The sequence below is a fragment of the Paenibacillus sp. GCM10027628 genome, from assembly GCF_042676385.1.
GTDB lineage: Bacteria > Bacillota > Bacilli > Paenibacillales > NBRC-103111 > Paenibacillus_E.
On sequence record NZ_JBHTHA010000037.1, the window covers coordinates 41,937 to 63,643 of the forward strand.

21 protein-coding genes are annotated in these 21,707 nt (G+C 47.2%); 15 read left to right on the plus strand and 6 right to left on the minus strand.

Annotated elements, in window-relative coordinates; genetic code table 11:
* Positions 1-86: 86 nt before the first annotated feature.
* From ACFQZT_RS25000 to ACFQZT_RS25015, 4 genes are all read left to right on the plus strand, one after another.
* Complete coding sequence (locus tag ACFQZT_RS25000; protein ID WP_379304299.1) at positions 87-860, plus strand: LamB/YcsF family protein; 774 nt, start codon at positions 87-89, stop codon at positions 858-860.
* Positions 861-979: 119 nt separating this feature from the next.
* Positions 980-1,987 (plus strand): DUF3231 family protein, encoded by a 1,008-nt coding sequence (locus ACFQZT_RS25005; protein WP_379304301.1) that lies wholly within the window; start codon positions 980-982, stop codon positions 1,985-1,987.
* Between the two features lie 545 nt (positions 1,988-2,532).
* Positions 2,533-2,820, plus strand: coding sequence for a CD3324 family protein (locus ACFQZT_RS25010; RefSeq protein ID WP_188173799.1), 288 nt, complete (start codon positions 2,533-2,535; stop codon positions 2,818-2,820).
* A gap of 87 nt (positions 2,821-2,907) precedes the next feature.
* A complete protein-coding gene (locus tag ACFQZT_RS25015) occupies positions 2,908-3,348 on the plus strand; it encodes a gamma-glutamylcyclotransferase family protein (protein ID WP_379304303.1) in 441 nt (146 codons plus the stop codon).
* Positions 3,349-3,413: 65 nt separating this feature from the next.
* Here the strand turns inward: ACFQZT_RS25015 and ACFQZT_RS25020 are convergent, their stop codons facing one another.
* Positions 3,414-4,082 carry an MBL fold metallo-hydrolase gene (locus tag ACFQZT_RS25020; RefSeq protein ID WP_379304305.1) on the minus strand — a complete coding sequence of 223 codons (669 nt, stop codon included), beginning with the start codon at positions 4,080-4,082 and terminating at the stop codon, positions 3,414-3,416.
* Between the two features lie 146 nt (positions 4,083-4,228).
* On the opposite strand from ACFQZT_RS25020, the gene ACFQZT_RS25025 reads away from it, so the two are divergent.
* The 7 genes from ACFQZT_RS25025 to ACFQZT_RS25055 all read left to right on the plus strand — a co-directional run bounded on the left by ACFQZT_RS25025 (position 4,229) and on the right by ACFQZT_RS25055 (position 11,167).
* Positions 4,229-4,603: a response regulator gene (locus ACFQZT_RS25025; protein ID WP_379304307.1), complete on the plus strand. Its 375-nt coding sequence runs from the start codon at positions 4,229-4,231 to the stop codon at positions 4,601-4,603.
* A gap of 9 nt (positions 4,604-4,612) precedes the next feature.
* Positions 4,613-6,337 carry a diguanylate cyclase gene (locus ACFQZT_RS25030; protein WP_379304309.1) on the plus strand — a complete coding sequence of 575 codons (1,725 nt, stop codon included), beginning with the start codon at positions 4,613-4,615 and terminating at the stop codon, positions 6,335-6,337.
* Between the two features lie 210 nt (positions 6,338-6,547).
* The gene (gene nikR / locus ACFQZT_RS25035) at positions 6,548-6,994 is read left to right on the plus strand and encodes a nickel-responsive transcriptional regulator NikR (protein WP_379304311.1); all 447 of its coding nucleotides are present in this window, start codon (positions 6,548-6,550) and stop codon (positions 6,992-6,994) included.
* Positions 6,995-7,055: 61 nt separating this feature from the next.
* Positions 7,056-8,786 carry a diguanylate cyclase gene (locus ACFQZT_RS25040; protein ID WP_379304313.1) on the plus strand — a complete coding sequence of 577 codons (1,731 nt, stop codon included), beginning with the start codon at positions 7,056-7,058 and terminating at the stop codon, positions 8,784-8,786.
* Positions 8,787-8,867: 81 nt separating this feature from the next.
* Entirely contained in the window at positions 8,868-9,269 is a 402-nt protein-coding gene (locus ACFQZT_RS25045) for a DUF2203 domain-containing protein (RefSeq protein WP_379304315.1), read from the plus strand.
* 11 nt (positions 9,270-9,280) lie between these two features.
* Positions 9,281-10,918 carry a copper resistance CopC/CopD family protein gene (locus ACFQZT_RS25050; RefSeq protein WP_379304317.1) on the plus strand — a complete coding sequence of 546 codons (1,638 nt, stop codon included), beginning with the start codon at positions 9,281-9,283 and terminating at the stop codon, positions 10,916-10,918.
* Positions 10,919-10,975: 57 nt separating this feature from the next.
* Positions 10,976-11,167, plus strand: coding sequence for a hypothetical protein (locus ACFQZT_RS25055; RefSeq protein ID WP_379304319.1), 192 nt, complete (start codon positions 10,976-10,978; stop codon positions 11,165-11,167).
* A 132-nt stretch (positions 11,168-11,299) separates the two neighbouring features.
* On the opposite strand, the gene ACFQZT_RS25060 is transcribed toward ACFQZT_RS25055, so the two are convergent.
* Positions 11,300-12,049 carry a hypothetical protein gene (locus ACFQZT_RS25060; protein ID WP_379304321.1) on the minus strand — a complete coding sequence of 250 codons (750 nt, stop codon included), beginning with the start codon at positions 12,047-12,049 and terminating at the stop codon, positions 11,300-11,302.
* Between the two features lie 23 nt (positions 12,050-12,072).
* Positions 12,073-13,545: an FTR1 family iron permease gene (locus ACFQZT_RS25065; RefSeq protein WP_379304323.1), complete on the minus strand. Its 1,473-nt coding sequence runs from the start codon at positions 13,543-13,545 to the stop codon at positions 12,073-12,075.
* 234 nt (positions 13,546-13,779) lie between these two features.
* Between ACFQZT_RS25065 and ACFQZT_RS25070 the strand changes: the two genes are divergently transcribed.
* The 3 genes from ACFQZT_RS25070 to ACFQZT_RS25080 all read left to right on the plus strand — a co-directional run bounded on the left by ACFQZT_RS25070 (position 13,780) and on the right by ACFQZT_RS25080 (position 17,362).
* Positions 13,780-15,282 carry a sugar ABC transporter ATP-binding protein gene (locus ACFQZT_RS25070; RefSeq protein WP_379304325.1) on the plus strand — a complete coding sequence of 501 codons (1,503 nt, stop codon included), beginning with the start codon at positions 13,780-13,782 and terminating at the stop codon, positions 15,280-15,282.
* 17 nt (positions 15,283-15,299) lie between these two features.
* Positions 15,300-16,271 (plus strand): ABC transporter permease, encoded by a 972-nt coding sequence (locus tag ACFQZT_RS25075; RefSeq protein ID WP_379304327.1) that lies wholly within the window; start codon positions 15,300-15,302, stop codon positions 16,269-16,271.
* A gap of 74 nt (positions 16,272-16,345) precedes the next feature.
* Entirely contained in the window at positions 16,346-17,362 is a 1,017-nt protein-coding gene (locus tag ACFQZT_RS25080) for an ABC transporter substrate-binding protein (RefSeq protein ID WP_379304638.1), read from the plus strand.
* A 56-nt stretch (positions 17,363-17,418) separates the two neighbouring features.
* Here the strand turns inward: ACFQZT_RS25080 and glsA are convergent, their stop codons facing one another.
* Together glsA and ACFQZT_RS25090 are read right to left on the minus strand one after the other, a co-directional pair.
* Positions 17,419-18,375 carry a glutaminase A gene (gene glsA / locus ACFQZT_RS25085; protein ID WP_379304329.1) on the minus strand — a complete coding sequence of 319 codons (957 nt, stop codon included), beginning with the start codon at positions 18,373-18,375 and terminating at the stop codon, positions 17,419-17,421.
* A gap of 26 nt (positions 18,376-18,401) precedes the next feature.
* Positions 18,402-19,322, minus strand: coding sequence for an aldo/keto reductase (locus ACFQZT_RS25090; RefSeq protein WP_379304331.1), 921 nt, complete (start codon positions 19,320-19,322; stop codon positions 18,402-18,404).
* A gap of 166 nt (positions 19,323-19,488) precedes the next feature.
* On the opposite strand from ACFQZT_RS25090, the gene lepB reads away from it, so the two are divergent.
* Positions 19,489-20,010 carry a signal peptidase I gene (gene lepB / locus ACFQZT_RS25095; protein ID WP_379304333.1) on the plus strand — a complete coding sequence of 174 codons (522 nt, stop codon included), beginning with the start codon at positions 19,489-19,491 and terminating at the stop codon, positions 20,008-20,010.
* A 49-nt stretch (positions 20,011-20,059) separates the two neighbouring features.
* On the opposite strand, the gene ACFQZT_RS25100 is transcribed toward lepB, so the two are convergent.
* Positions 20,060-21,706 (minus strand): MDR family MFS transporter, encoded by a 1,647-nt coding sequence (locus tag ACFQZT_RS25100; RefSeq protein WP_379304335.1) that lies wholly within the window; start codon positions 21,704-21,706, stop codon positions 20,060-20,062.
* Between the last annotated feature and the right edge of the window lies 1 nt (position 21,707).

Here is a 21,707-nt window from a genome sequence, read left to right on the forward strand (position 1 = left end):
TAGAAACTTAGCGTTATAGGAATCTAGCAGAGATTCGGACGGTTCGTGTTAACGGAAGATAAGCAAAGAAAAAAAGGAGGCCGATCGTGTTGCACATCGATATCAATTGCGATATGGGCGAGGGCTTCGGCGCCTATCGCCTAGGCCGCGACGCGGAGCTGCTCGACTACGTCAGCTCCGCCAACATCGCCTGCGGATTCCACGCAGGCGATCCCGCAACCATGCGCAGCACCGTGCAGTTGTGCCTGCGCAAAGGCGTCGCGATCGGGGCCCATCCGGGCCTCCCCGATCTGCAAGGCTTCGGCCGCCGCGAGATGGCGATCTCGCCGGCCGAGGCTTACGAGCTTACGTTGTATCAGCTCGGGGCGCTGCAGGCGTTCGTCCACGCCGAAGGCGGACGCCTGCAGCACGTCAAGCCGCATGGCGCGCTCTATCACATGGCGGCGAAGCGCCATGATCTCGCCGCGGCCATTGCGGCTGCGACAGCGAGCGTCAGCGCGGAGCTGACGCTCTTCGGCCCGCCCGGCAGCGAGCTGCTGCGGGCGGGTGCCGCCGCCGGGCTGCGGATCGCGAGCGAAGCGTTCGCGGACCGCACCTACCGGCGGGACGGCACGCTCACGCCCCGCGAGCAGCCGGGCGCGCTGGTGGCCGGCGCCGCGGAGGCTGCGGCGCAGGTCGTGCGCCTCGTCCGCGAGGGGAAGGTCCTCTCCGTGGAAGGAGAGGACCTGAGTATGCGTGCGGACACGATTTGTATTCACGGCGATGGGGAGCATGCCGTGGAGTTTGCGCGTGACATCCGCGCGCTGCTAGGCAGCAGCGGCGTGGCGGTAAAGCCGTTGAGCGATCCGCAGCAGCAATAGGTGAAGCGCCGGACTATGTGCCCGGCGCTTTTTAAATAGCCCCTCTCTATCCGCCTCATAAATATCAGGTTCCCAGGGAATAATCTGAGAAGAATCTAATAGATGAGGGAGTAATAAGTATGAATGCCAAACATGCTGTTGGGTTATCGTCAACGGAGATTGCCGCTCTTTGGACTACCTATATTACTGAAACCATGTCCATTTGTTTAACTAAACATTTCATAAAGTATATGGAAGATAACGAAGTGAAGCCAATCTTAACAATGGCATTGGAATTGGCTGAGACCCATATCGCTGAAATTCGAAATATTTTTGAAAAAGAAAAATTCCCAATCCCGCAAGGATTTACGGACGCAGATGTAGATCTTTCGGCGCCATCTTTATTTTTTGATTTATTTCCGCTTAGTTACGCGTATACATTGGGTCGTATGGGGTTATTGACCTATGGCATGTTCGTAACTAAAGTCGCACGCGAAGATATTCGTCTGTTTTTCACAAATAACTTGCATGCTTCAACGGATTTATATAATAAATCGGTTCAGCTCATGCTTGAAAAAGGCATTTATGACCGCCCTCCGTTCATCCCGTACCCCGAACATGCCGAATTTTTGAAAGAGAAAGAAACTTTTTTATCTAAATGGTTGGAACCGCATAGACCCTTGAATGTCCTAGAGCTTTCGGAAATGTTTTTCATCGTCGAACGTAATTATTTTGGGCTCATTGTGTTGACCGCGTTTATTCAAGTAACCAAGGATGAAAAAATCAAAAGCCATCTTATTCGGGGGAAGGAATTAGCTCTAAAACAGATTAATTTCATTAATGAGACTCTGATCAAAGACGATCTTTTGGGAAATACCATGGTCAACACGGAGGTCACAACGTCAAATGTCTCCCCGTTTTCTGACCGATTGATTTTAAATCTGGTTAATATGTTGAATTCTACAGCGGTTACTCATTTGGGACAAGCTTTATCGGTGGCAACGAGATTCGATTTGGCAGCTGAATTCGTTAAATTGATGAATGACGTATTGCAATACGGCAAAGACGGAATGGATATTTTGATTGAACGAAATTGGTTTGAAGAACCTCCGCATGCGCCAGACAGAAAAGCGTTGGCGGGCGTATGATTTACCCAAACAATCGGAGAGAATCAATATAACCATTCTTTCGCTTGAGAAACAACTGGAAATATGAGTAAATATAGAAGTAGCCGGCCGGCTGATTCCTTAGGAAAGGAGTGATCAAGGTGATTACAACAAAAGAGGTGGTCTCTGCGTAAGCAGAGGCAATCGTGCTACGGAGGCCGCAAGGCCTCCGAAATAAAATTTCACATAACGAGTAGACAACGAGAAGTTTTTTACATATAATGAGAATTGTACCAACCACAAAAACAAGGTGAAAGGAGTGTTGACAATGAACACAATGAACACAATGACAGTAGCGATGATTGCGGCGGCCGCAGAGGTACTCGTCTCCTAACTGAATATCATTCGTGGAATAACCGTTCACCTGAATTTGTATAATTGCATATACAACCGACAGGCACGATTATGGTCGTGTTTTTTTTATTCCATTTTTCATGAATGGTATGAGGTTTAGGGGTCATGAAGATACTCTCTGCAAATTAGAACAAAGTTTACTTTGATCGAACAATTTGAGGAGGTTCTCATCCATGAGTTACAAGAACGGGAAGGACGTTCTTCCCCCTAACCTATTAAAACAATTACAAGAATATATCCAAGGTGAAATCGTATATATCCCCAAAAAAGAGCAGAAACGCGCCGGCTGGGGAGAAAATAATGGAACGCGTATTATTATTGAACGCAGAAATCGAGAAATTTTCCGTATGTATCAGAACGGTTCCACCGTTATGGAACTGATCAAGGTCTTCCATCTCTCGGAAGACAGCATTCGCAAAATTATCGTAAAAACACGTGAATTAACGGCTAACCAAGCGTAGAAGCAGCGACCACTGAGTTGCTGCTTTTTTCTTTTTCTAATGTTTCATATGCTATATTTAGCTTTATCGGAGGTAGGGGGAGAAGTCATGATTTCAGTTTTCGTATACGGGACTCTTTTAGTTGGTGAGAGCAATCATCAGGTTGCGGCTCCATTTGTCCTTTCCGTACAACCTGGGTTGGTCCGCGGCCGTTTGTATAATGTAGGTTCCTATCCGGCCCTTGTCCTGATCGAAGACGGTCAGAAGGATGCAAAAGATCATTTTGTTGTCGGCGAATGGTTGGAAGTCACGGACGAAGGACTAAAAGCCATGGATATACTCGAAGATTATTATGGACCGGGGGCAACTAACGAATATGAACGGGTGTGGGTCAGGGATGTAAACGGCTCACGCGAAGGCTGGGTTTATATTTGGGAAGATACAACTGGGCTTAAGGAAATAGAGAGCGGTTCTTGGAAATTACATCGTGAACAGCAGGGGCGAGTCAGCGCATCGGACACAATCCGCAATTCGTTCGATGAAAAGTGAGAAAAAGAGCCGGTAAGGGGGCCATTGATTTATTAACCCTCATTTTACCGGCTCTTATATATAATTCAACCTTTGGCAATAACGGCAAGACGATCTTTGATGTTATCTGTACATACGCCGCCATGATAGGTAATGACCGTCTCGATGTCAAACTCGAGCAGCTTGGCGACAGATTTCAGTGCAGTAGGCATGTCGAGGGTATAGCTCGGATCAGGAGAATTCAACACCCCGCCACTTGACGTTAGCGCATCTCCGCTAATTAACGTTTTGCTTGGCACATGGTATAAGCTGATATGATCCGGCGTATGCCCTGGTGTGTAGATGACTTGAATACCGCCGCAATCAGGGAGCATGTCGCCATCTTGAATGGTTACATCCACTTTCGTTGGCGGGACGATTTTTTTGCTTTTAAGCGTAGGCACTTCTCCCAAAATGTACGGCTTGGCCAATTCGTGCGCGAGAACCTTGATGCGTCCTTCAGAAGCATGGACCAGGTCAGGCAAACTTCCAATATGGTCCATATCATGATGCGTGATAATAATTTTAGTTAGTTTTTCAAAAGGAAAGCCGGCTTCGGCAAGCGCTTTGCGAATAACGTCAAGCTGCCCGGGGATGCCCGTATCCACCAGGATGACTTCATTCTCATCCCACAGTAGTGCCGCATGAACGATAAAAGGACTGCCGTTAGCGTCCATTTCCAAAATCAATGGTTTAATTCCTGTAGTAGTTGCCATTTTTTCCGCCTCCAATATGGATTCAATTCGACCTATACTCATTGTAAAGGTTGAATATAGGAAGATCAATTTTTCATAAAATGAGTTTCGTGCTTCGACGCAAAATGCTATACTAAGTCATAATTCTACAGGTCGAGGGGAACGCCATGTCAGTTCATAAAATATTGCTCGCTGATGACGAAATCGCGCTTCGCTTCTTGCTTACGGAAACGCTCTCCGATGAAGGGTATGAGATCACGGAAGTTGAAGACGGTTTGCAAGCGATAGAGCAATTGCAAAAGCAATCTTACGATTTAATTATTCTCGATTATATGATGCCGGAACGGACAGGCGTTGAAGTCTGTGAATGGCTCCGTCAGAGCGGTCATGCGAACCAGGATTTGCCTGTCATTTTATTGACGGCCAAAGCTCTTGAGAAAGACAAGGAAAAGGCGAAAGCGGCAGGGGTTACGACCTATATTGTAAAGCCTTTCAGTCCTCTTCAGCTGCTGGATACGGTTCAACAATTGCTGGAAGGGTGAGCGTCTACCATGTTGGATTCAGATAAAGATGCGAGAATTATGAGACAAGGAAAAAAGCTGTTCATACGCGAGTTTAACAAGCAATTGGAGCAGCTGCAGTCTTTGCTTATGCAAACTCAAGACTCCCCTGAGGCCCGCGATATGCAGCAGTTTTATCGGATCGTTCATACGATAAAGGGGAGTGCGCCCATTTTCGGGTATCAGCGCGTCGGCAAACTGGCTGAAGACCTTGTTCGTGTTTGGGAATGGACGCAGGCTCTCCCAGTAGATGGCAATGATGAAGGCGCTCATTACGCCTTGATGCCAATCGCCGAAAGTACAGCTTCAAGTCAGGTGGCTCTAAGACAATTGAAGATGGAATATGACATCTGCATGACGGAGCTTCAAATGGACGAGCAGCAATTTCCCGGTGGAGGCTCCATGCTCGGAACCCTCAAAAGCCGGCTATTGCTCGTTGACGATGATGATGTGCTGCGCACTTATTTGACCCGTCGGCTTCAATTGGACGACTGTATCGTAGACGAAGCTTCTGACGTGGAAACAGCGAAGAAATTGTTACGTGAGCACACGTATGACCTGGTTACGCTGGATTTAATGATGCATCCGCAGCCCGGCTATGAACTGTTTGAGTTTCTGAAGGAAGACCCGACTTTAAAGTGGCTTCCGCTTATCGTGCTTTCAGGGCGCAATGACTTGAATGATAAAGTTCGTTGTTTCCATCTTGGCGCCGATGATTATGTAACGAAACCGTTTCAATATGAAGAGCTGGCGGCAAGAATCTACGGTCTATTAAAAAGAACTAAAAATTTTGAGCAGCTCGCTTTTCGCGATCCGCTTACAGGCGTGTTCAATCGGCGGTATTTTGATCTTCAAATCGGGTTGGAGCTGCAGCGCATAGAGCGTTATCCGGCACCGATTTCTTTGATCTTTATTGACATAGATCGGTTTAAAAGCATTAACGATGGCTACGGCCATCATGTTGGCGATTTGGTGCTTCAAGGCTTGGCACATTTGCTTCAGGTCAACTTGCGATCGACGGATTTGCTGGCGCGATTCGGAGGAGAGGAGTTCGTAATTGCCCTTCCGAATACATCTGTTGAACATGCGATCCGTTTAATGCAAGGCATCCTTGATCAAGTACGGCAAAAGCCTGTTGCTCAGAATGAAGGACACATGTTCTCCGTCACGTTCTCCGCGGGCGTTGCAGAGTGGCAGCCGGGCACTTCTGTCGCCGAATGGATTAGCAAAGCTGACGATGCGATGTATCAAGCCAAGCAGCAAGGGAGAAATCGGGTAGTTGGCGCGCAGGAAGGCGTTACTTCACCTGTATCTTCTCACCTTGCCGCAGGCTCGACGATGAAAAAACGTTTGCTTATCGTCGATGATGATCCGATTCTGCGGTCGATCTTAACTTCGCATCTGGAGCATTTGCCGATTGAAATCACGCTGGCTCCGGACGGGGAAGAAGCACACCGTTTGCTCCAGGAACGCCCCTTTGATGCTTGCATCTTGGACGGGATGATGCCTAAACTGGATGGCTTCCATTTGCTGGAGCTGCTGAAGAAGAATTCGAACTCGGTACAGCGTGATTTGAAGATACTGATGCTTTCGGGTAAAAAGAAAGAAGACGATCTCGTTAAAGGGTTTCAGTTGGGGGCGGATGATTATATGACGAAGCCGTTCTCGCTGGTTGAGCTTGAAATGAGGGTCAAACGCTTAATGCAATTAGCGTGAAAAAGCCCCGCAAATTGGAGGGGTGCCTACGAGGCGAATTCTTGTTACTTTGCAGGTACCCCAATATTCTATATAGCAAAAGGGGAGCGGGGTTTAAGCCCACTCCCCTGTTTTCGTAAACGCTACTTTCTGCTAGAGTAGAGAGTATACATGGATCCGCAAACCAACCACAAACCCAATATACACGTAATAGGGGAGGGGCTGTTACCGATGTCTGATAAAGAAGCACTCGTGCGTTTCGGTATCTCGATGCCGCAATCCTTGATTGAACAATATGACCGACTTATCGCCTTGCAGGGCTATGATAACCGCTCCGAAGCCATACGCGACTTGGCCCGCAAAGCACTGCTCGCCTCAAGCGCGCTGCAGCCGAACGAGACGGTAGCCGGAACGATTGTGATGGTCTACGATCATCATGTGAGTGACTTGCCGATCACGCTGATGGAGCTTCAACATGATTACCATCATGAAATCATTTCAACGATGCACATCCATTTGAACCACCAGCAGTGCTTGGAAATTCTGGTCGTCCGCGGGAAGGTTCATCAGCTTAGAGAGCTGCAGCAGCGCATACAAGTGCTAAAGGGCGTCGGGTATGCAGAGCTGTCCGTCACACATGTGGACGAGCAGCATGAGCATCATCACGAACATCATTAATCCGAACGAGCCCGGACTCCTTCTACATCCCTAGCTTATTGCTTACAATGGAGTTGATAACTTGAAGGTACGTACAATTCCTATACTTTTACTCCTCGTATGCGTACTGTTTTGCAGTCTTCTCGGGTCTCCATGGGCGAGTGCCAGCGGTATGCTGGAACTCAACGATTCCAAAAATGAGTACGATTTGACTCCATATACAAGTGTATTAGAAGACAAAGATCATTCTCTGGTCTTTTATGATCTTCTGCAACCCGAGGTAGCTAACCGATTCGTAGCATCGGTTGGCAACAATCTTAATTATGGCTATACCTCATCCAATTACTGGGTGAAATTAAAGCTCCGCAATTTATCCAGCAAAGAAGAATGGCTGTTGGAAGTCGCTTTTCCTTCGCTTGATTCTATAGATATGTATGTGATGGATGGCAGCAATACCATTGTTCAGAAGCATGCGGGTGACGATAACCCGTTTCCCAATAGGGAAGTGAAGAGTCGAAACCATACGTTTAAGGTACCCATTAATCAAGGGGAGACGCTTGAGCTGTATCTGCGCTTTAAAACGCAAGGTTCGATGGCGATGCCATTGAAACTCATCCACCCTGTCTTTTATACGGAAAATGAGCAAATGTCATATTTGCTTCTGGGCGGATATTACGGAATTATCATTATTATGATGATATATAACAGCTTCCTGGCCTTTTCCTTCCGCTCCAAAGTCTATCTTTATTTCGCCATGCACTGCGCATCTGCGTTACTGTTTTTCTCGACAATGAACGGCATTACTTTTCAATTTATATGGCCGGAAGCGGTTTGGTGGAATAATAGGGCGACGATTTTTTTTCTTTGCTTGAGCCATATTGCTGCCATTCGGTTTTCCAGGAAGTTTTTGCCTATTCAATCTATCTCACATAAATGGAATTCGCTTTACAATTTATTTATTGGCTTTGAAATCATAAACATATTTTTACTGGCGATCAATTACCCGCTTGGGTTGCAAGTATCGATGTGCAAAATATTGTTCTTCCACTTGCTTATGATCATTCCAGGTTTCAAAAGCTTACAGTCCGGCTTTAAACCGGCTCGTTATTATTTGTTCGGCTGGGGTATTTTTATGGGAGGCGCGTTACTGACAGCGCTTGCGGACGCAGGCTTCATTCCGATGACTCGCTGGACCATGTATGGTGCGCAGATCGGCTCCACGCTGGAAACATTAATCTTATCATGGGGACTCGCGAACCAAATTCAACGGATGCGTAAAGAAAAGGACTTGGCCGTGGAGCAAATGCAAGAAAGCCGCAAATTGGCGGAATCCGATTTTCTTACCGGCTTGTATAACCGGCGATACATCATGAACATGTTTGCTTCTAATTCCAGAACATACGACCATAAATCGATGGCTTTTTTAATCATGGATGTGGACCATTTTAAACAGATCAACGATACGTACGGACATGATGCCGGGGATTTGGTTCTGCAACAAATGGCTTCTGTTTTGCAGCAATGCTTCCGACAAAGCGATGTGATCGGCAGGTTCGGCGGTGAAGAATTTATCGTACTTATGGCGGATACCCAGCTGGAACAAGCCAAGCATAAAGCGGAATACGTTTTGAATTCCATCCGCAGCTCCTCATTCGATATTGGGTGTGCAAGCGTAAGTTGTACGATTAGCATCGGCATAACCGAATGGAAAAAAGGCGGAGATGATTTTCATCAGGTGCTGCGCAGAGCCGATGCAGCGCTATATGAAGCGAAGCGATTGGGGAGAAACCGGGTATGTGCCCACGATTCGTAGTTCCTCATGTTTTTTGCTAGAATGAAATGAGTTCAGCTTGCGAAGGCTAGTTTTCTTAAGAAAACTATAGGAGGTGTGCCGGTGTCCGGTAAATTCTTTACTGTTGAAGAAGCAAACAAAATGCTTCCCATCATCGATCAGGAGCTAAGAAAGATTCAATCATTGAAACGCGAATTCGAGGACAAATATATGGAGCTTCGCAGAAGAAAAAATGAGGACGCCGAGGAAATCGGCGGAGAAAAAGATCCTTTCTTTTTGATGGAAGCAGAGCTGGAGTTCTTACAGATTGAAGCGCGCAGCCTTATCCAGGGTTTTCAGCTGAAGGGCGTAGAGCTTAAGGATATCGACACTGGTCTCGTAGATTTCCCCGCGTGGATCGATGGCGAAGAGGTATTGCTTTGTTGGAGGCAAGGAGAAGAAGCTATCCAATATTATCATAGCAGGCACGAAGGGTTTGCCGGGCGTAAGCCTATATCGGAATAGAGGAGTATATCATGCGATTGTATCATGGTTTGAAACATCGGCTGGTCGTTCTTATGTTTATGATTGTTGCGGTTGTGATGTGTACAATTGCCCCGCAGCAGGCATCGGCGCACGCATCCTTGGTTCAAGCATCGCCTGAGGCGGACAGCAAACTGCAGGCGTCCCCTGCAAAAGTAGCTATCACCTTCAATGAGCGATTGGACGAGGGACTTTTTTACATTAAAGTATTCGATCACAAGGGCGATGAGGTTACGCGTAATGTAGCGCAGATGACCGCCGATCATACAGGCATTGAGCTTGCGCTGCCAAAGCTGAATGAGGGCGTTTATTTGATCAGCTATCATGTGATATCGGCGGATGGACATCCGGTTGGCGGAAGTTATCCGATTACGATCGGCAATCCGCCACAAGAAGACTTGCTGGATTTGCCAAGAACTTCAACAGGCCATCAGCATGGCGGCTCTGGTCCTGTGAGTACGAAGGAAATGCTTCAATATACGTTTCGCGGTCTGTGGTATTTGGTGGTGTTGACATTAGCCGGTTGGGTTTGCTGGCTGAGGTTCCCCGGCCATAACGGAGTCGAAATCAGAAAATCTTTGGCCTCATGGACGTTAAATTTACAACGCGCTCAATTACTTGCGCTGCTGCTTCTCATTTTTACACATATCGAGGATTTGTTAGGCGTCGGGGGCGTCGGAGACTTATGGAAGCTGTTCAGCGCCACGAGTATCGGTATTTCCTGGATGCTATTATTAGTCCTATCTTTTATAGGTTTTGTACTTGTAGGCAGGTTTGTTTGGATAGATATTTTATGGGCACTGTGCTTATTGGCTGCGAAAAGTTTCAGCGGTCATGCGGCGTCCTTTTCTCCAGTAGGGGTTACGATAACGCTTGATTTCATCCATCTGGCTGCTGCTGCTCTGTGGGTTGGAGGCTTGGTGCTGCTGATGGTGAAGTGGCGTCAGAACAAGCAGGAGATCGGCTCCTATATGCGGGCTTTTTCGAATATGGCCCTAATATCTATTCTTGTGTTGACGATAACCGGATCCGTATCCGTGCTGCTTTTCCTGCCGAACTTAAATTATTTATTTTACAGTTCCTGGGGTACTCTGCTGCTCTTGAAAATCGGAGCGATGCTGCTCGTTGTTGTCACTGGGCTCGTGCTGCGTGTCTTTATGCGCAAGAAGAAGGAACAGCAAGCATACCTTTGGGTAAAGATTGATCTAACCATTATGGTCGTCATAATGCTTCTGGTCGGCATTCTCACATATGTCGCGCCGATACCGGCGAATACGCCTTTGACATGGCATCAGATGGGCGAGAAAGTGCACGTATCGGCGGATATTACGCCTAAAGTACAGGGGACGAATACGTTCGTAGCCAAAGTATGGCTTCCTGAACAAGCGGGAAAACCGAAGCAAGTGCAGATGATTCTCCACTATCAAGACGATAAGGAGATTGCTCCGATTTCAGTGCCAATTGTAGCGTTTGACGACAAGACACAAGAGGAATCATACGGTTTCCAGAAGTTTAGCTACAAAGCAATAGGCGCTTACCTTCCTTTCCGCGGAAACTGGGACTTGGAGATGCGCGTCATGGATAACGATGATAATGAAACGGTGTATCACAAAACATTTATCGTCTATTAGCAGAAAAATGTGAGAAAGTCCGCCCGCTAAATCGCAGAAGCAAGAAGGTGTCGTTAAATGACTTGGCACAATGTGCTGGATACAGAGCAGTTGACTATGAAGCTGGACGATCAGGATGCTTCGGCTCTGCTGGAAATCAATGATGGCGGCATCGCGCCGAATTATGTAACGATTCGTTTGAGGGAACCCGAAATTGATGAGTTGATAGCCGCTTTGCAGCAAATTAAGCAAATGATTCAGAAGCTGTGAGGCATTACGAAGGAGTCGTTCGCGGCTCCTTTTGATTTTATTACGGTTTAGGCGGGAAGTATCGATGACGGTGCCGAGAAAGGGCTGGACTAAATGTAGAAGTATCTACCTTTGGTCCAGCCCACTTTAGAATTATTTTATTGTCTGCACCGTTTCATTCAACGCTTTAATTAGATCTTCGTTTAATTGTGTTAATACAGCTTTATCAATTGGGCTCTTTTGTGAGCCGGCTACTTCTGGGTTAAGACTTTTTTCGATTTTCTCATAAAGATCAGCATTACGAGGTCGAACACCGTCTTCAAAAGTGCTCCAAACTTCCTCAAGATTAGGACCAAGCTCTTTAACTTTAGCCTCATTACCCGCCTCGATTTCTTTTTTCAGATCACTTGTTGTTCCTAACATTTTTGTTGCCCCAGCTTTTATTTGGTCAGCAGGTATTAATTTTTGTGAAAAATCGTACAACACTTGAATTAACTGGTTATCAATTTTTAAAACAGCATCTTTATCTAGAGGTGAGGCTTTAGCGGCAGCAATAGCTGGATTTAGATTTTTCTCAATTTGTTCATAGATGTCGGGATATTTGGGTTTTACTCCATCCTCGAAAGATGACCAAACTTCTTCTAATTTTGGGCCTGTCTCTTTAATCTTTGCTTCATCGCCAGCAGTTGCCACTTTTCTTAGTTGTTTTGCTGTTTTAAGCAGTTTAGCAGCCCCTTCTTTGATAGCTGAGTCAGACACGGTCTTCTCTTCCGTTTTTCCGGCAGCAGATGTTGCTTCTGTTTTGTTCGATTGTGCGGACTGAGTCGCTTTTGAGCCGCAAGCTGAAAGTGTTAAAGCTGAAATGAGAAGGATAGACGTTGCCAAGAAGATTTTCTGTTTCATAATAATACCTCCGATTAAGATAGTTAGGATAGGACAGTTGACTGCTTGCTCAAACGTTTTTTAATTTTACTTCCGATGAGAAAAGAGATAGCTCCTAGAGCGATAATAATTTGCGGCAGTGCACCTTCCCAGGAAGGGAAAAATCCTAAGAAGTCAATGCTTGGCAATACCGAGCTGTTGGATGTTGGAATAGTTCCAGCAAGCTGTAGACTGCGTACGCCGAGACCAGTGAATTTAATGCATAAGTAAAATACGATAATGCTTGAGACTAAAAAGAAGGGCCGAATCGGCAATTTCATGCCTACATATAACATGAGAAACGCAACGATTGCTAAAATACCAAAACCGACAAAGATCCCTAGCAAAAGTTGCTGAACGCTTATTTGATTGACCATGCCGATAATGAACAGAACTGTTTCTGTTCCTTCACGAAATACGGCCAGGAATGACAGAATACCGAGAGAGAGAATGCGACCCGTAGTTAAAGCTGTTTGCGTTTTGGTTTGTATGTAAGCATTCCACTTTTGAATATTCGAATTACTATGCAGCCAGTAGCTCATGTAAAGCAACATGATAGCGGCAAAAACGCCAGTCCAACCGCCAATGAGGTAGTTATTCGTACCAAAAGCTCCAGAAGAGAATGCGAACTTAACAATAACCGCTAGGACAGCGCTGACGAGGAGCCCTATAAGAACCCCAGACCAGATCCAAAGTCCTCCTTTTCCATTGTTGGATTTTTTGACGAATGCAAGCAAGGCGCCGACTACCAGCAATGCCTCAAGCCCTTCCCGTATTGGAATCATAGCTGCATCCCAGTAGGTATAAGACGTTTTTTGTGCAAGAGGGGTGAGATAAGCGATCATGGCATCGAGGGTTTTAGCCGCGCTGTTATAGTCTTGATTTGTAATCATCGCGTTTGCAACCACCATATCACGTTCAGAATTACTGTAGACCGAAGCGGACTGCGCAACAACATGACCTTCAACACTTAACCAACTGTCCCGTACTTTGCTAATCGCATTCAAAGAGGCTGTTTGATCGTGTTTTACTACTTGTTCTTTCGTCTGCTCCAAAAGAGTAACAAAGCCGGAAAGTGTTATATTTTCCTCTTGGACATCGGCAACTTGACTGTACTGACCTTGTATATAACGATCGAGTACTTGTTGTAACTTCTGTAGGGCAGTGATGACTTCTTCCTGCTTATTGATTGTATACGCATAGTCGACTTGCCCCATCTCAGCTTCAATCTCTTTGTATGCTGCTTTGGAATCAACTTTAACCGAATCCTCAACATCCATCCACAAATCATGGTATTGATCATAAAATTGCTTCGATTTAGCCATATCGTCTTTTGCCGAATTTAGGGCATTTGAGATCATAGGCTTTGCTTTACCCATATTTTCAATCCCATCACTTGCAGCGTTCACAAGCTGAGGCAAAAGCATTATGAGAATGATTGGAAGGAAGAGTAGAGCCAATAGCGATTTTTTCATCATATATCTCCTATTTACAAGTTATAATAATGAGAATCATTATCACTTTTAAGTACGAGCTTTATTCTACTTGATAATAGTTCTCAAGTCAATGGAAAATGCAGTCGCGCGTGAAATAAGGTAATTGATGCAGAAAAATAGATTATTCAACTTTTTTAAGGAAGAAAACAAACCTAATATTTCCGGTCGCCCATATATAATAAGCTCATACAAAGAAATGACCTGGGGGGAGAAACGATGCAAAATCAAGATGCTCTAGTCCAGATGGAAGGAATTGAGAAACGATTCCCGGGCGTGCATGCTTTGAATCAATGCCGTTTCGAGTTGTTGCCGGGCGAGGTGCATGCCCTTGTAGGCGAAAACGGAGCCGGTAAGTCAACAATGATGAAAATTCTGACCGGCGTCTATCAAAAGGATGAGGGCACGATCCGCTACAAGGGAAAAGAAGTCGATATTCCCCATACGAAAGCAGCGCAAAACTTGGGAATCAGCATCATCCATCAAGAGCTCCATTTGATGCCGGATCTGACGGTAGCCCAGAACATCTTTATCGGACGGGAGCCGCGGAAGAAAGTCAAGCTGTTCTTGGATGAAGATGCGCTAAACAATCAGACGCAGCAATTGTTCGAACGAATGAATCTTCAGCTGGATCCAAGAACCAAAGTGGCGGACCTAACCGTAGCCAAGCAGCAGATGGTTGAAATTGCCAAGGCGCTATCGTTTCATTCTGAAGTGTTGATCATGGATGAGCCGACGGCCGCTTTGACGGATGCCGAGATCGATGACCTCTTTCGCATGATTAGGCAGCTTCGTGCGAATGGTGTTGGAATCGTTTACATCTCCCACAGAATGGATGAATTGCGGAGGATTACAGATCGAATCACCGTGATGCGGGACGGTTGTTATATTGATACCGTTTCGACCAAGGAAATCACGATCGATCAAATCATTGCCATGATGGTCGGACGTGAAATTCAGAATGCGACCAAACCTTCCATTGAGAAGGTTAGCGAATTGAACGTGCTTGAGGTCAGGAACCTGAACCGCGGTTCGATGGTGAAAAATGTAAGCTTTTATTTGAAAAAAGGTGAGATTCTTGGCTTCGCCGGACTGATGGGTGCGGGACGAACGGAAGTCGCACGTGCAATCTTCGGCGCGGATCCGAGCGAATCCGGCGAGATTTGGATCCAGGGTGAGCAAGTCTCAATACGGAATACCAATGATGCCGTGAATTATGGAATCGGTTATTTGTCCGAAGACAGGAAACGTTATGGACTTCTGGTCGATATGGATGTGAAAAAGAATATAGCTCTAGCGACATATCGGCACTTCAGAAGCAATCTGGGTTTCATGAATGACGCCAAGATCCGCCAAAACGCGGAGCATTACACGGAAACCTTGAGAATAAAAACACCAACGGTGGATCAAACGGTCAAAAATTTATCAGGCGGCAACCAACAAAAAGTCGTCATCGGCAAATGGTTGACCCGGGACTGCCAAATTCTCATCTTCGATGAACCGACTAGGGGGATAGACGTTGGAGCGAAGGCGGAAATTTATCGCTTGCTGGAAGATCTGGCAGCCCAGGGAAAGTCCATCATTATGATTTCTTCCGAATTGCCGGAAGTGCTTCGTATGAGTCATCGGATTATGGTCATGTGCGAGGGCAGGATTACAGGGGAACTAAGCAGCGCGGAAGCGACCCAAGAAAATATTATGAAATTTGCGACAGCACGTTAATAGGGGGCTGAACCAGAATGAAAGCCATGGTAGCAAGACAAGCGTCAACGGGAAGCGCTACACAGAAAGTACTCGCATTTGCAAGCTTGATCGCGCTTGTAATTATTTTTTCAGTAGCTTCGGGAAACTTTTTGCAGTTCGATAATGTCATCGGGATTATGCTGTCGACAGCTGTTATCGGCATTTTAGCTTTAGGCTCTACGTTCGTCATTATCACCTCGGGTATCGATCTTGCCGTAGGAACGGTCATGACTTTTGCTTCTGTGATGGCGGGTGTCATGATCACAGTATGGGGGTTGCCGATGCCATTGGGCGTTATTGGCGGCATTGCGGCCGGGGCTGTCTGTGGTCTTATCAGCGGATTAGCGGTTGCAAAAATGCAAATCCCGCCATTCATCGCCACTTTGGCCATGATGATGATTACGAAAGGACTATCCCTCGTCATTTCGGGAACGAAGCCGATCTATTTTAACGATAGTCCGGAATTTTCGAAAATTGCGATGGGCTCGATCATTCCCGGCATCGAAATACCGAATGCGATTTTGATCTTTTTTGGGATTGCGATTCTGGCTAGCATCTTATTAACGAAAACGATTGTCGGACGATTCACATTTGCACTAGGCAGCAACGAGGAGGCGACCCGCCTGTCCGGCGTGAATGTAACCGCCTGGAAAATAACCATCTATACAATCACCGGCGTATTTAGCGGGATTGCGGGGATTGTTATGGCGTCGAGGCTGAATTCGGCACAGCCCGCTTTAGGATCGGGATACGAGCTGGAAGCGATTGCGGCGGTTGTCATCGGGGGAACCTCACTCAGCGGAGGCAAAGGCTCCATCCTCGGCACGGTGATCGGCGCATTAATCATGAGCGTGCTGACCAATGGCCTTCGCATTTTATCTGTCAAACAGGAGTGGCAAACCGTCATTGTCGGTCTTGTGGTCATTCTGGCCGTGTATGCCGACATTATGCGCAGACGTAAGAAGTAAACGGGCACCGGTATTACTTCCTTTCAGGAATCCAATACAACCAACCAAAACGATAGGGGAGAACAAGGATGAAAATGTTATCAGCTAAAAAGAAAATGATTTCTGCTGCAGCTTTCATGTTACTCGCTACGACTGTATTGGCAGCTTGCGGCACGACGAAGCCCGCACAAGCTCCCGCGGAGACAGGAGCGGCGGCAACAACGGCAGCAAAAGCAAACACGGATAAAATGTACATTCCTGTGATTTCCAAAGGTTTTCAGCATCAGTTCTGGCAAGCCGTGAAATTAGGCGCTGAAAAAGCATCGAAAGAGTTTAATGTGGACATTACCTTCGAAGGACCTGAAACCGAGCAGCAAGTGGACAAACAGATCGAAATGCTGCAAGCAGCGCTTGGTAAAAAGCCTGCGGCTATCGCCTTCGCGGCGCTGGACAGCAAAGCGGCATCTCCGCTTCTGGAGAAGGCGAAATCGTCTAAAATTCCGGTGGTCGGGTTCGACTCCGGCGTAGACAGCGATATCCCGGTAACAACAGCAGCTACGGATAATAAAGCTGCTGCAGCGCTCGCCGCTGACAAGATGGCGGAGTTTATCGGCAAAGAAGGCGAAATCGCACTTGTCGTGCACGACCAAACGAGCCGCACTGGCGTCGACCGACGAGACGGTTTCACCAACCGGATCAAAGAGAAATATCCGAATATCAAAATCGTCGATACGCAATACAGCGGCGACCAGCTGAAGGCGACGGATTTAACGAAAGCGATCATCCAGGCGCATCCGAACGTCAAAGGTATTTTCGGGTCCAATGAAGGCGCGGCAATTGGTGTTATTAACGGCGTAACGGAGTTGAAGAAGGACGGTAAAATCGTAATTGTCGGTTATGACTCCGGCAAGCTGCAAAAGGACGCGATCCGCAGCGGTAAAATGGCCGGCGCTGTAACCCAAGATCCGATCGGCATCGGGTACTGGGCGGTAAAAGCTGCCGTTCAAGCCGTTAAGGGTGAATCGGTGCCGAAAAGCATCGATACCGGCTTTCACTGGTATGATAAAACGAATATGGATTCGGCGGAAATTAAGCCGCTTCTCTACGATTAAAAGAAAAACCTTCCAGAGCGGATGAACGTACCGCTCAGGAAGGTTTTTTTCTCAAGCTAGAACAAACTCCAATCAAACTCCTGCGACAGCTTGCCCAGCAAGTGAACGCCTGCGGTGCTGTTGCCCTTTGTGTTCAGCGCAGGTCCAACTACGCCGATGCCGTAACGCCCCGGCACCATCGTCAGAATGCCGCCGGACACGCCGCTTTTGGCGGGCAGCCCGACGTTCATGGCGAATTCGCCGGAAGCGTTGTACATACCGCAGGTAAACATGAACGTCTTGGCGATTTGCACGAAACGGCGCGGAATTATGCGCTGATTCCGGATTGGATCAACGCCGTTGTGAGCCAGAACGAGCGCCATTCTTGCCAGGTCCGCGCAGTTGACTTCAACCGAGCAATGGCTGAAATAGACTTCAAGGACATCTTCCACATCATGGTGCAGGACGCCATTGTCCTTGAGAAAATAGGCCAGCGAACGGTTGCGGTGAGCGGTGTCGGCTTCCGACTTGTGGACGTCTTGATTAATGTCCAGCGTCTCGTTATCTGCTATCTCCCGGAAAAACTTGAGAATGCGGCTCGTTTGCTCAGCTGGACTGCCGCCGGCAATGAGCGAGGAAATGGCGATGGCGCCCGCATTTATCAGCGGATTGAACGGAATGCCCGGCTCGACCAGCTCCAGCTTTAGCATGGAGTTGAAATCGTCTCCTGTAGGCTCCATGCCTACCTTGGAGAATACGACTTCCTCACCGCGATCCATCAGTGCCAAAATCAATGTAAATACTTTTGAGATGCTTTGCAGCGTAAAACGGTATTCATGGTCACCGCTGACGGCGGCGTTGCCCGCGGCATCCATAATACAGATGCCAAGAACATCCTTCGGCGCGCGCGCTAACTCCGGGATATAAGACGCTACATTACCGTCTTCCGTGTGTTTCTTGCTATCCTCGATCCACTCGGGCAGATGGCTGTTCAGATGTCCCCATGTTTCTTCATGTTGGATCTCGTTGCTCATACTTAGTCGTTCCTTCCCTGTCCGGTCTATGCCTTCCACGCTTGAGGATGGTTGTCGCTGATGAGTTCAGTCGCGCTTGCATTAGCGATGACTTGCTCCGGATTCTTACATCCCGGAATAACCGAAGTGACAGCATCATGCTTCAAGCACCAGGCAAGCGCCCATTTGGCCATATCCATGCCTTCGGGGACTTCTTCCTTCTGAATGCGCTGTACTTCTTCCAATTTTTGGCGCGTAGCCTCCTGATCGTGACGATGACGTACATCGGTCGTATCAAATACAGCGCCCGGTTTGTATTTTCCGCTTAAATAACCGCTTGCCAGCGGGACGCGAGCGAGAACACCCAGATCCTGTCGCTGACAGGACGGGAATACGAGATCTTCTGGAGCCCGATCCAGTCGGTTGTAAACAACCTGAATAGCTTGCGAGTTCACTTTGCTGGAGGCATCCGTTTGATGGATATTGGCGTTACTGCCAATAGATGTGCCAAGATGGCGGATTTTCCCTGCCTGAATTTGTTTGTCTAAAGTCGTCCAGAGTTCGTCATTATCAAATACGGCATCCGGTCCGGAATGAAATTGATATAAATCTATATAGTCCGTTTGCAAAGCCTTAAGCGACGCATCTAGCTGTTTAACGACATCCTCGGCACTAAAGCTATCCGTACGTGTGAAACGCTCATGGAAGTGGTGCCCGAATTTTGTAGCGACTACCCAATCTTCGCGCTTGCGCCGCGATAAATAGCTGCCGATGAAAGATTCGGACAAATGGTCCCCATAGCATTCAGCGGTATCAATGAGGTTGATGCCGAGCTCTGCGGCCTGATCCAAAATCGCATCTGCCTCAGCCTGCGTGTAATCCAAGCCCCATTCTCCGCCGAACTGCCAAGTTCCGACGCCTACGATGGAAACCTTTAATTCCGTTTTTCCGAGTCTGCGGTATTTCATAGCGATCACTCCTTTTCGGTTATCTAAAACCATTAAACGCTATAGCTTGATCGATGTCAAAAGAAACCATAAGACAACATTTTTTATTTTATATTAATGTTCGAACTTGTGAAATCATCTACTGTTAAATAGAACTTTCATAGAAAGAGAAAGGGAGGACAACCTGATGAAATCCATCCTGAAAATCGCGAAAGAATGGGTGCCCAGCATTGCATTTGCTGTTATTCTGGCACTTGTCATTAACACTTATGTAGCGCAAGCGATGACTGTACCCACAGGTTCTATGCTGCCGACGATTCAATTGAAGGACGAGCTGATCGTTGAGAAAATGAAGCCGCTCACTGATTTTAAATTTGGTGATATCGTCGTTTTTTGGCCGCCTCTCCAGGGCAATAAGGACCGTTATGTGAAACGGCTGATCGGTTTGCCGGGCGATACGATCGAGGTCAAGGACGGAGCCTTATACCGCAATGGCGAAAAGGTTGACGAACCCTATGTGAAGTCGCCAATGACTTATACATTCAATAAAGTGACCGTACCCGCGGGTAACTATTTTTTCCTCGGGGATAATCGAAATGACAGCTATGACTCACATTTATGGCCAACACCTTTTGTACCCGAAAAAGATTTGATCGGAAAAGCCGTCTTCCGGTTATTCCCTCTTAATCATATCGGAACTATTGAATGAAAAAACGCTCCTACCCTCTATACAAGAGGATGGGAGCATTTTTTGTTATTTACGCAAGCCCCGTGGAAACTTCTGTTTCGGATTCGGGCTTTTTGGATTTACGGTCGGATATTTTGATCTGCCCGATGAAGAATGTGAGCACCGCTCCGAGCAGAACGAAGACTAAACCGATGATGAATACTTGGTGAAGTGAAGTAACAAGCGCATCTTTTAAAATCGGAAGCATATGATCCACAAATTCCTTCGGCATTTTTGCCAGTGTTTCAGGGCTAAGAAGCGAAGAATACAAGCCCTGGGGGTTCGTATGGATCATATTTGTCATCTGATTCGCCATCTCGCTTGCTTGCGCCGGCAATTGTTTGACGACGGGTGTTAGATTTTGCTCCAACAAAACGGTAGATTTATGATTCATTACGGCGCCGAGAATCGTCATGCCGAAGGTACCCCCGATTTGGCGGAAAAATTGGCTGGATGACGTAACCACGCCAAGCTCGGATTTCGGGAAGCTTTCCTGTAAGGCGAGAGTCAAGATCGGCATAACCAGACCCATTCCCAAACCAAGGATCAGCATATAGCTCGATGCGAGAAGCTTAGTTGTATCAATGCTCATCGTACTTAGCAAATAGAAGCCAGCAGCCATGATCAGCATGCCGAGCAGCATTTGCTTGCGTACGCCGATTTTTTGAATGAATTGGCCGGAGATGATGCTGGCTACAATCATGGTTAACATCATTGGCGTCATCACGGTGCCGGAAGCGGAGGCGCTAATGCCCACGATGCCTTGCATAAACAGGGGCACGAACATGATCGCGCCGAACATGCCGACAGACATCAGGAAGCCGATACCGTTGATCGTTGTAAATATGCGGTTTTTGAACAGACGTACGGGAAGAATCGGTTCCTTGGCTCTGCTTTCGATGATGGCGAAGGAAACTAAAGAAATTACGGCCAGTACGAAAAGGCAAACGATTTGCCAAGAGCCCCATGCGTAATCTTTACCGCCAAAGGTTAAGGCGAGCAATAAGCTCACGACCCCGACAATCATGGTCACAATGCCAGGAATGTCAATTTTCACGCCGCCGGTTGCTTTATGCTTAGGTAAGGCAATTGCAATTAAAATAACGGCCAGAATACCAACAGGCAGATTGATATAAAACACCCAACGCCAGTTCAAAGAGTCAACGATCCAGCCGCCGACCTGCGGACCAATTACGGTTGATAATCCGAAAATAGCCCCGAAAACGCCCTGCCATTTGGCACGCTGTTTCCCAGTGAACAAATCCCCGATAATAATCATGGCCATCGGCATCATAATACCGCCGCCAATCCCTTGCAAGCCGCGGAACCAAATGAGTTCAGTCATATTTTGAGCGAGACCGCAGAGCGCAGACGCTCCGATAAAGATCAATAGACCTGTCACATAAACGACGCGGCGGCCGATCAAATCCGCCAACTTACCGGCGATCGGTACGACTACCGTTGAAGTCAGCATATAAGCAGTCGTCAACCAGGCCATGAGGCCGAGTCCGCCGAATTCACCGACGATGCGCGGCATCGCAGTTCCTACAATGGTTCCGTCTAATGCGCCGAACAGCATAGCGATAATAAGCCCCGTTAACAACAGCCCTCGGTTCTTAAGTGCTGGAGCGGCTTTCGCTTCTAATGAGCTAGCCGCATTTTCTTGTATGTTCTCCATA